This window comes from Pelotomaculum propionicicum, from assembly GCF_048984525.1.
Taxonomy (GTDB): Bacteria; Bacillota; Desulfotomaculia; order Desulfotomaculales; family Pelotomaculaceae; genus Syntrophopropionicum; species Syntrophopropionicum propionicicum_A.
Window position 1 is genome coordinate 214,490 of sequence record NZ_JBMGJC010000008.1, and the last position, 8,258, is coordinate 222,747.

At 52.3% G+C, this 8,258-nt stretch carries 8 protein-coding genes and 1 other annotated feature; all 8 genes read right to left on the reverse strand.

Translation table 11 applies throughout. The annotated features are described in order from the left end of the window. Positions 1–57: 57 nt before the first annotated feature. Positions 58–1,623 carry an L-lactate permease gene (locus ACOBQJ_RS10925; RefSeq protein ID WP_421071794.1) on the reverse strand — a complete coding sequence of 522 codons (1,566 nt, stop codon included), beginning with the start codon at positions 1,621–1,623 and terminating at the stop codon, positions 58–60. A gap of 67 nt (positions 1,624–1,690) precedes the next feature. Further along, entirely contained in the window at positions 1,691–2,941 is a 1,251-nt protein-coding gene (locus tag ACOBQJ_RS10930) for an aminotransferase class I/II-fold pyridoxal phosphate-dependent enzyme (RefSeq protein WP_421071795.1), read from the reverse strand. Then, positions 2,938–3,444, reverse strand: coding sequence for an Lrp/AsnC family transcriptional regulator (locus ACOBQJ_RS10935; protein ID WP_421071796.1), 507 nt, complete (start codon positions 3,442–3,444; stop codon positions 2,938–2,940). Before ACOBQJ_RS10935 ends, ACOBQJ_RS10930 begins: the two co-directional genes overlap by 4 nt. Before the next feature lie 44 nt (positions 3,445–3,488). Further along, positions 3,489–3,727 (reverse strand) — a binding site (T-box leader). A 174-nt stretch (positions 3,728–3,901) separates the two neighbouring features. Continuing rightward, positions 3,902–5,299, reverse strand: coding sequence for a sodium:solute symporter family protein (locus ACOBQJ_RS10940; protein ID WP_421071797.1), 1,398 nt, complete (start codon positions 5,297–5,299; stop codon positions 3,902–3,904). A gap of 52 nt (positions 5,300–5,351) precedes the next feature. Next, positions 5,352–6,713 (reverse strand): germination protein YpeB, encoded by a 1,362-nt coding sequence (gene ypeB / locus ACOBQJ_RS10945; protein ID WP_421071798.1) that lies wholly within the window; start codon positions 6,711–6,713, stop codon positions 5,352–5,354. Between the two features lie 13 nt (positions 6,714–6,726). Further along, positions 6,727–7,356: a spore cortex-lytic enzyme gene (gene sleB / locus ACOBQJ_RS10950; RefSeq protein WP_421071799.1), complete on the reverse strand. Its 630-nt coding sequence runs from the start codon at positions 7,354–7,356 to the stop codon at positions 6,727–6,729. A 261-nt stretch (positions 7,357–7,617) separates the two neighbouring features. Continuing rightward, on the reverse strand, positions 7,618–7,935 hold the full coding sequence (locus ACOBQJ_RS10955) for a TusE/DsrC/DsvC family sulfur relay protein (protein ID WP_421071800.1): 318 nt from the start codon (positions 7,933–7,935) through the stop codon (positions 7,618–7,620). Between the two features lie 63 nt (positions 7,936–7,998). Further along, positions 7,999–8,258, reverse strand: a 260-nt coding sequence (locus ACOBQJ_RS10960) for a hypothetical protein (protein ID WP_421071801.1), incomplete at its 5' end; no start/stop codon positions are given.

Genomic DNA, 8,258 nt, shown 5'->3' on the forward strand with positions numbered 1-8,258 from the left:
GACAAGTGCCATGCAGCCGGCCCATGATTTGTTTTAGAACCTGTTCAATATAAAAAATTAAAATACCTGCGCAAAAACCATGGCGATGACTCCGGCAAAAAAGGTAATTGCGATGGATATAATAATCGCCGTCTTAATAACTTCGCTCTCTATGCCGAGGGCGTCAATAGTGGCCGCGGCATTCTGCAGCTTGGCAGGGGAAATCACGCTGGCCAGCCCGCCGCCGATGGCAGTAGCGGCTGTTACCACCAGGGCGTTGACGTTCAGGATTTTGGAGGTCATAATATGGTACTTGGCAAACATGGCGATGGTAGAGGCCTCGCTGCCGCTCACAAAACCGCCGAAAAGGCCCAGGTAGCTGCTGATAAACGGGTAAGCGCCCCCAAAGGCCAGGGCCGAAGCATACGAGAGGACCCAGATCATATTAGTTTCATCACCCACCGGCTTCCAAACGCCCGCCTGCATGCCGGAGTTGTTCATGACGAAGGCTATCGCGAAAAATATAGCGGCTGAGAATGTCGGCCTGGGCGCGCGTTTCAGCCATTTGCCCAGGATGCTGCCCACCTGCTCACCGGAAGGCCTGAGCCATAAGGCCGCCACAATGGTGCTGATCAAAACCCAGGTGTACGCGTTCCAGATCATCCTGGTCAATATTTTTTGCCCGGGGATTACAGACACCGGCATGGCCAGTTTCGCAAACAGCAGTTCCTTTAACGGCGGGAAATAATTTATAAAAAACAGCACCGCGATCAGGACCAGCCAGGGCGATAAAGCCGTGGCCAGGCGCATATTTTTTTCGACTGACAGGTCTTCTTCCGATAAAATGCTCCTGTCGATAACCGGTTTACGCAAAAGTTTCAAGTACAGGAGCATTACCAGTATGGTAGTAAAGCCGGCAACCACTCCGGTCAAAACAACACCGTTTTTTAGAAACGGGATGTACCCCATGGCGACTGCCATGCCTCCGTTTGTAACACCGGCTAACAAACAGGGGATAAAACCTTCTTTCATGAGCTTGAACCGCCCCACGATCCAGAGCATGCCGAAGCCAATCAAAGTGGATATAATCGGCAAAAATTTGGCAAAGACCTGGGCCGACTCAATTAACGGGGTCCCGGTCAAATCTGAAAAGGCCACCAGCGGCGCCCCCAGCAGCGCGAATGTGCACAGGGCGTCAAAACCGAGCGCAGGCAGGGCTACCGCTACAAACGTGGAGTAACCCAGGGCCAGCATAATTGGCGGCAGTATGGAAACAGGGGTCGCTCCGATTGATACCAACAGTGTCCCCGCCCCCACGTTAATCAACATGATCTGCACCGCCTTGTCTGCGGGCGCCAGGGTCTTGACAAACACAACTATTCTTTTTATGGCGCCGGTTGCCTCCATAAAGGTAATCTGCAGGATTGATGTCAATACCATGAGTGATACCGGGAAGGAAGCAATTATGCCCGCGAGGCTTGACCGCAAACCGACTTCCAGTGAGGTGTTAAAGAAAAACATGGCGATAAGCACCGCCAATATCCACCCCGCTGTACCGCTGACATCGGCTGCCGCTTTTCTCCATGTCATCAATAATACTATAAAAACTATCGGAAGCAGTGTTAAGATAATTGATAAAGCCATTCTCCGTCCTCCCATACTACTGTTATTAATTCCTAAAGGTAACGATAGAGTCCAACTAATATAAATACTATATGGTTTGACAAATACCTTCTTTATTCGACTCGTTTTTCCCTATGGAAAAAGACAGAATTTTACCCTTGTTCACCCTGCGCCTGACAAAGCTGTTCATGCGTTTAAACGCTTCGGTAAGGTCATTGACGGAGGCTGAATAGGAACAGCGGACAAAACCCTCTCCCTGCTCACCGAAGGCGTTGCCCGGGACCACCGCCACCTTTTCTTCCTTGAGCAGCAGCTGGGCAAAATCTTCTGAGGACAGTCCGGTGGACCTGATATCGGGAAAGGCGTAAAATGCGCCGCGCGGTTCGCTGCAGGGCAGCCCCATCTCTTGAAAAGCCTGTTTCACCAGGTGACGGCGGCGGTTGTACTGAGCCACCATCTTATTCAGCCCGTTTTCCCCGTTCCTTAAAGCTTCCACCGCCGCGACCTGGGCGGTGATCGGAGCACAGAGCATGGTATACTGGTGGATCTTGGTCATGGCCGAGATAAAGTCCGGGTTCCCCGCGGCGTAGCCAATACGCCATCCGGTCATAGCGTAAGATTTCGAAAAGCCGTTAAGCAGGATGGTCCTCTCGCGCATACCAGGCAGGGAAGGCACACAGGTGTGCTCTCCCACGTAGGTCAGGCGCCCGTATATTTCATCTGAAATAAAGACCAGGTCATGCGCCCTTACCACCTCGGCTATTTCCATCAGGCGCTCCCTGTCTATTGTGGCGCCGGTGGGATTATTCGGGTTGCACAGGATCAGCGCCTTGGTCCTGGGCGTAATCGCTTTTTCCACCATCTCCGCGCTGATCCGGAATCCGTTTTCCACTGATGTCTTTAGAAAGACAGGCTTTGCCCCGGCCAGGGCAGTAACGGGAGCATAAGAGACATAGGAGGGCTCCGGTATCAGGACCTCGTCCCCCGGGCATAGTATGGTCCGGAAAGCCAGGTCCAGGCCTTCACTCACACCTACTGTGATCAAAATTTCATTGCGCGGGTTATAAGAAACCCCGTAGGACACGTCCAGGTTCCGGGCTATCGCCTCCCGCAATTCCAGGAGACCGTGGTTGGAAGTATACATGGTGTAGCCCTTTTCCAGCGAAAAAACACAGGCCTCTCTGATATGCCAGGGTGTCACAAAGTCCGGCTCGCCGACACCCAGGGAGATGACCCCCTTCATTTCAGCGACCAGGTCGAAAAAACGCCTGATCCCGGAAGGCTGAATTCCAAGCACCGCGGGGTTAATTCTATCTTTCCATTCTGTCGGGTTCGTCATGGGGTGATCATCAGCCTCCTGTCTTCCTCACCGTCTTCTTCCACTAGAGTCCCCTGCAGTTTGTAGGTTTTCAGGACAAAGTGCGTGGCTGTGCTCAACACATGCTCTATCGAGGCGAGCTTTTGTGTAACAAAAGCGGCCACTTCACGCATGGTCTGCCCCTCAATATAGACCACCAGGTCATACGCGCCGGACATCAGCCGGACGGTTTTCACCTCCGGGAAGCGGCAGATGCGCATGGCCACCGCGTCAAACCCCAGGTCACGCTGCGGCGTGATCTTTACCTCGATAATGGCCGAAACCTTTTCCTCTCCAACCTTATCCCAGTTAATCACCGTAAAATATCCCGCGATGATCTTTTTTTCTTCCAGGTCTTCTATAATGCGAACCACTTCGTCTTTTTCCATCTCAAGCATAGCCGCTATCTGGTTCGGGCTCAGCCTCGCGTCGTTTTCAATTATTTCCAGGATTTCCTTCGCTTTTTTACACCTGTCATCCGGCATCTTCATATCCCCCTTTCAAACATAACAAAACTCCGCGCCCCAAAAAAAGGGACGGGAGTTTATCTCGCGGTACCACCCTAATTGACTGAAAAGCAATACCTGCTTTTAAGCCCTCTCAAACCTGTAACGGGGTTAGCCGGCGGAATCTTACTCTCTAACCGGGCAGGATTAGATTTCGGCCCGCAGCTTAGGGGCGGCTCTGACGCTCTCCTCCGCCGGGCTCGCACCATACCCCGGCTCGCTATCGATTAAAAGCGGCATTCTTCCCCATCATTGCCTTGCCAAATAAATTGAAGCTATTATAGCATGGGGCATTATTGGAGTCAACAGCCAATATTTAGACGTGTGACGTGAGACATGGGACGTGAGAATACAGGATAGCCTTCGAGGGTCAAAACAATAGAAATGCTCAAGTTTTACTTGCCCCGTCTACGACCGGGAACAAATGTGCTTCTTCTTACATACTACGTTTCAACTCACTGCCTGCCGCCATGTTACTTCGGCTGCCAATAATTAAAATCGCCGCCGAAAGGCCCATCCCCACATACAGGGGATCAATAGCCCCGGGGAAGACAAAGGCCCACAACATAGCCAGGAGCGGCGCTATAACCACGGCCCACACTCCGGCTTCGGGCTTTATCCGCCCGGCGGCATATACTGCGCCTGCCAGGGGAGCGAAAACTGTTACCCCGCGCAGGGTCATGGATAAAAACGCCCATTTTAAAATCAGGGTTCCAGTGGTGAAAAGCATAAAAACAAGACAGCCGGCGCCGACCAGCAGCACCAGCGCGCGGGATATAAGAAGCATCTCCCTGTCACCGGCGCGTGACCTTATCTTCCCGTAAATATCTTTGGCCAGGACTGTGCTGGCCCCAAGTGTAAGGGCCGATCCGGTCAGAAAAAGCGATACCAGGAGCGTTCCGAGCGCTGCGCCGCCAATCCAGGGGTTGAGGTGTAGCAGCAGAAAAAGCGGCAGCGAGCTGGCCGGCTCGATATCGGGGTACAAAACACGCATCTGCATACCAATCATGGTGGAGACCAGGCCCGCCAGTGGTATTAAAACTCCTGCCAGCAGCAGTCCGCGCCTGGCCGAGGTAGTGTCCCTCGCCGCGAAAACAGGCTGCAGGTAGGTCTGTGTTGAAATTAATCCCACAATAACAGAAAAACCAGAAGCCAGTTCCTTCCCCACACCCTGGGGAAACAGAGAAAGCCAGGATCCATCCGGGAAGGAATACCTGAAACCGGAAACGCCTCCAGACATGTTATACACTATGTATCCGGCGATAAACAAGGCTGCATATATTAGTATAAGCTTTATAAAACCTACCAGGCTGGCCCCCCAAAGCCCTCCAAACATAATATATGTAATCAGCGCCAGGGTGAAAACCACCGCCGCGACCTGAGATGAAACAGGAAAAATGCTGGTCAGGATCGGCACCGCAGCCAACCCCTGGGCAGCCACCTGGATAAACATTCCCACAGAGGTATAAATGGCCACCCAGGGGCGCACCTGTTCACCATAGGTTCCGGCCAAAAACTGGGGTATCGTTTCCACCGAGCGGGCTCTCATCGGCTTTGCCAGGAAAAGGGCTAAAATAATACAGCCCAGGCCTCCGCCAAGGGTAAACCAAATCGCGCTTATACCGTGCTGGTATGCTGTTTGGGCGGTCCCGACAGTTGAAGTGCCGCCTATGAAAGCTCCGATCAGAAAACCGCCCACCAGGGATGATCCTATTTTCCCGCCGCCCATGGAAAAATCCGACGCTGTGCGTATAAAACGGGCAGAATAGATGCCGGCCAGGGTCATCAGGACCATGACCGACAGGATGCTTATGTAATGGGTGTGAATAGTCATAAGCCGATTATAGCACAGATTTTCAGCAGCGGGCCGGAGTATTAAAATGGATTTACATAGTTAATGTGCCGCCGGGGGTTTCAATCAGTTTAAGCACATTCTCCTCTCTGCCGTCAACAGCGTTGACATACACCAGGTAATTATCCTCACCCAGGCTGCCCTGAAATTCATAAGCGAGTTTTTCCTCCTCCGCCCCCACGGGTATCAGCACAAGGTTACCGCCCTGTGCCTGCAGGCGGGTGTTCAACACGTTCCGGGCCTGCTCCCGGGAAATCCCTGCCGCCGGCAGGTCACGCCGCCGGTGCGACATCAGGTAGCCGGATGTTTCCGCCCCCGTGATTTCCCCGTTGTCCAGGGCCACTGTCACCTTGATTAAATCGGGATATAATACCACGCCATCCTGCAGGGCCGCGAAATTAAAAGTTGCTGAATTTTCATGGATTAAGAAATACGTTGATTTCATTTCTTCGAAACCATGGTTTTTCAGATAGTCCAGTGCCTTCTGCCGGGCTGAATTTATATCCAGCGTCTTGCTTGCCACAGGCCGGGCATTGATCATCCAGACCAGCTTGCCGCCTTTCTTGGATATATCCATGACAAACCTGTCGCTGTCTCCGTCCCCGGCCGGAGACACCTCAACCCTGTAGGCCGGGATGCGGCCCTCCGCCGATCCGGTTACAGCGGCCTGGTAGTCTACGCCCTGCTGCCTGTCAATAAACGACAGCGCCTTGTTCTGAGCGTCAGCCGCGCTGATTTCCGCCAAATCACTCAAATTTTTGGGTTCAGTCCGCTCCAGGTGCTCCGAGAACGGGCCGTCATAAATTAAAGTCGGGTAACGCTGCATCCTTTGGTCGAGGGCCTGAAAATCGCTCCGCGCCAGGTTATCCGGGTTCTCCTGCAGGTTATTTCTGACCTGCCGGACCAGCTCTCCGAAGTAAAAGTTGTTTTGAGCCACCTTGTACTGCATCCCCTGCAGTTCCCGGTTCAATTCCATAGACTGCTGGTAGAGGCTGTTCAGGGTTTCCCAGTGTTTGGCGTCAATTGAACCCCCTTTGCCGACCTGTTTTGAAAGGCTGTCCGCGTAATCGCCCACCTGGGTAAGGAACTTGGCGGTGCGGCCGGCCAGCGCGTCGTTCAGCGGCAGCTGCCCGAGGTTGGACTGGGCAAAGGCGGCCTGCTGCCTGACATCCATCAGCAACGAAGTGTCAAGGCGGGGGTCGGCGGCCACCATGCTCTTGGATAGGAGCACTTCAATGTTCTGGACCTGGGCGGACATATCAAAAAAAGCCCTTTGATATTTATTGTTTAAAAAGTTTTCCAGGTTGCGGTTGGCCAGGCGCTGGTTATAGCCCCACGAGCCCGCTGCGGCCAGTGCCAGCAGCCCGATCACAACCGGAATGATCCACCTTCTCAAGAGAAAACCTCCTTTACCGTGCAAAAACATGGTTACCGATTTGAGTGATAATATTTCTGGACCAGATCCAGGAGCTCACCGGCTTGTACGGGTTCCAGAAAAAGAGAGCGCCGCCGGTGGGATCGTATCCGCTCAAGGCCATCTGGGCAGCCTGGATGCTTTCCTGGGTTAAGGGCCGGTATGCCTGCCCATTTGTGATTGACTCAAAAGCGTGCTCCTGAAATATTACACCGCTTATTGTCCGGGGGAAGGCAGCGCTCTTGGTCCGGTTCAGTATTACAGCTCCCACTGCTATTTTGCCCTGGAGCGACTCGTCCGCCGCTTCTCCTTCTATTACCCTGGCCAGCAATGTCGCGTCTCCGCTGTTCGTAGCAGCTCCCCTGGATACTACGGGAGCAGCCGCGGGCGAACTGAGCCCCAGTGCGTCCCTGGTTGCTTTCCCTACCACTCCGTCCGGTGCAAGTCCGTTACTGCGCTGAAAACCCTGCACCGCCCGGAATGTTTCATAACCGTAGACACCGTCTACCGGCCCGTTGTAATAACCCCACTGGCTGAGCCTCTGCTGCACTCGGGACACATCATTACCGCTGCTGCCCCAATACAAATTCCCCTGGGCGGCCGCTAGTCCGTGCAGTGAAATCATAGCTGCGAACAAAGCCAGCAGGCAGGCTGTACCAAAAACCAGTTTGTTCTTTGTTAATAATTTTTTCTTATTAATAGACTCTCACCTCCTGGGGTTTTTTTATATTTTTTCAATCAACACCTTTTTTTATGTAATATTGAAAAACAAAACCCCGAATGTAAATATCCGGGGTTGTCGTGGAACATGGGACATGGGTCGAAACAAAACCCCGGATCAAATCCCGGGGTTATAATCTGTTTTGCACATATAATTTACTTTTTATCATACACATCCAGCCGGTTTGGGCAAGCCGGCCAGCTTGCAGGCTCCCTTGGCCGGACCCGGCGGAAATAATTCATAAATGTATTTCAGGCTGCAGCCCGTATCCTTACAAAGCTTGCGGATCATGGGCGCGATTTGGTACTGCTTGTAATAATCGCGCAGGTAATAGATCACTTTCCAGTGGTCATCAGTAAGTTCTGTTATGCCCTCGGCCGATGCCAGTGCGCCTGCCAAATCCTCGCTCCAGTCTTCCGGATCTACTATAAATCCTTCCTCGTCAAGCTCTATTTCCCTGCCGTTAATTACGATGCCCGGCATTTGAAAACCTCCTCTATGGTCTGGCAATGGTAAAAAACATGGGATTACCCTGCCCTAAAAATCTCAAATAAAAAGATACCATGGCGGCAGCGGTTTAGTCAACGCATCTGATATATTATTAAATTTATTATTAAGTATAGTATCTTTCAATAAAAAACTTTTATCAATAACAGACTTCAAGTAAAAAAGCCGCCCTAATCGGGCGGTTCCTCCTTTTCTAGAAAAAGTCATCTGCAATGTTTTCCCACGGTTCTTTAGGACGCATTTCTCCTCCGCATTTTTCACAGGCAAACCTGGGAGGCACAGTAGGGTCACCTGGATCA

What these genes read in the sequence shown, in the direction of transcription:
- ACOBQJ_RS10955 (WP_421071800.1), bottom strand. Translation starts at nt 7,935, where the DNA reads ATGCCGGGCATCGTAATTAACGGCAGGGAAATAGAGCTTGACGAGGAA.
- ACOBQJ_RS10935 (WP_421071796.1), bottom strand. Translation starts at nt 3,444, where the DNA reads ATGCCGGATGACAGGTGTAAAAAAGCGAAGGAAATCCTGGAAATAATT.
- ACOBQJ_RS10940 (WP_421071797.1), bottom strand. Translation starts at nt 5,299, where the DNA reads ATGACTATTCACACCCATTACATAAGCATCCTGTCGGTCATGGTCCTG.
- sleB (WP_421071799.1), bottom strand. Translation starts at nt 7,356, where the DNA reads ATGATTTCACTGCACGGACTAGCGGCCGCCCAGGGGAATTTGTATTGG.
- ACOBQJ_RS10930 (WP_421071795.1), bottom strand. Translation starts at nt 2,941, where the DNA reads ATGACGAACCCGACAGAATGGAAAGATAGAATTAACCCCGCGGTGCTT.
- ACOBQJ_RS10925 (WP_421071794.1), bottom strand. Translation starts at nt 1,623, where the DNA reads ATGGCTTTATCAATTATCTTAACACTGCTTCCGATAGTTTTTATAGTA.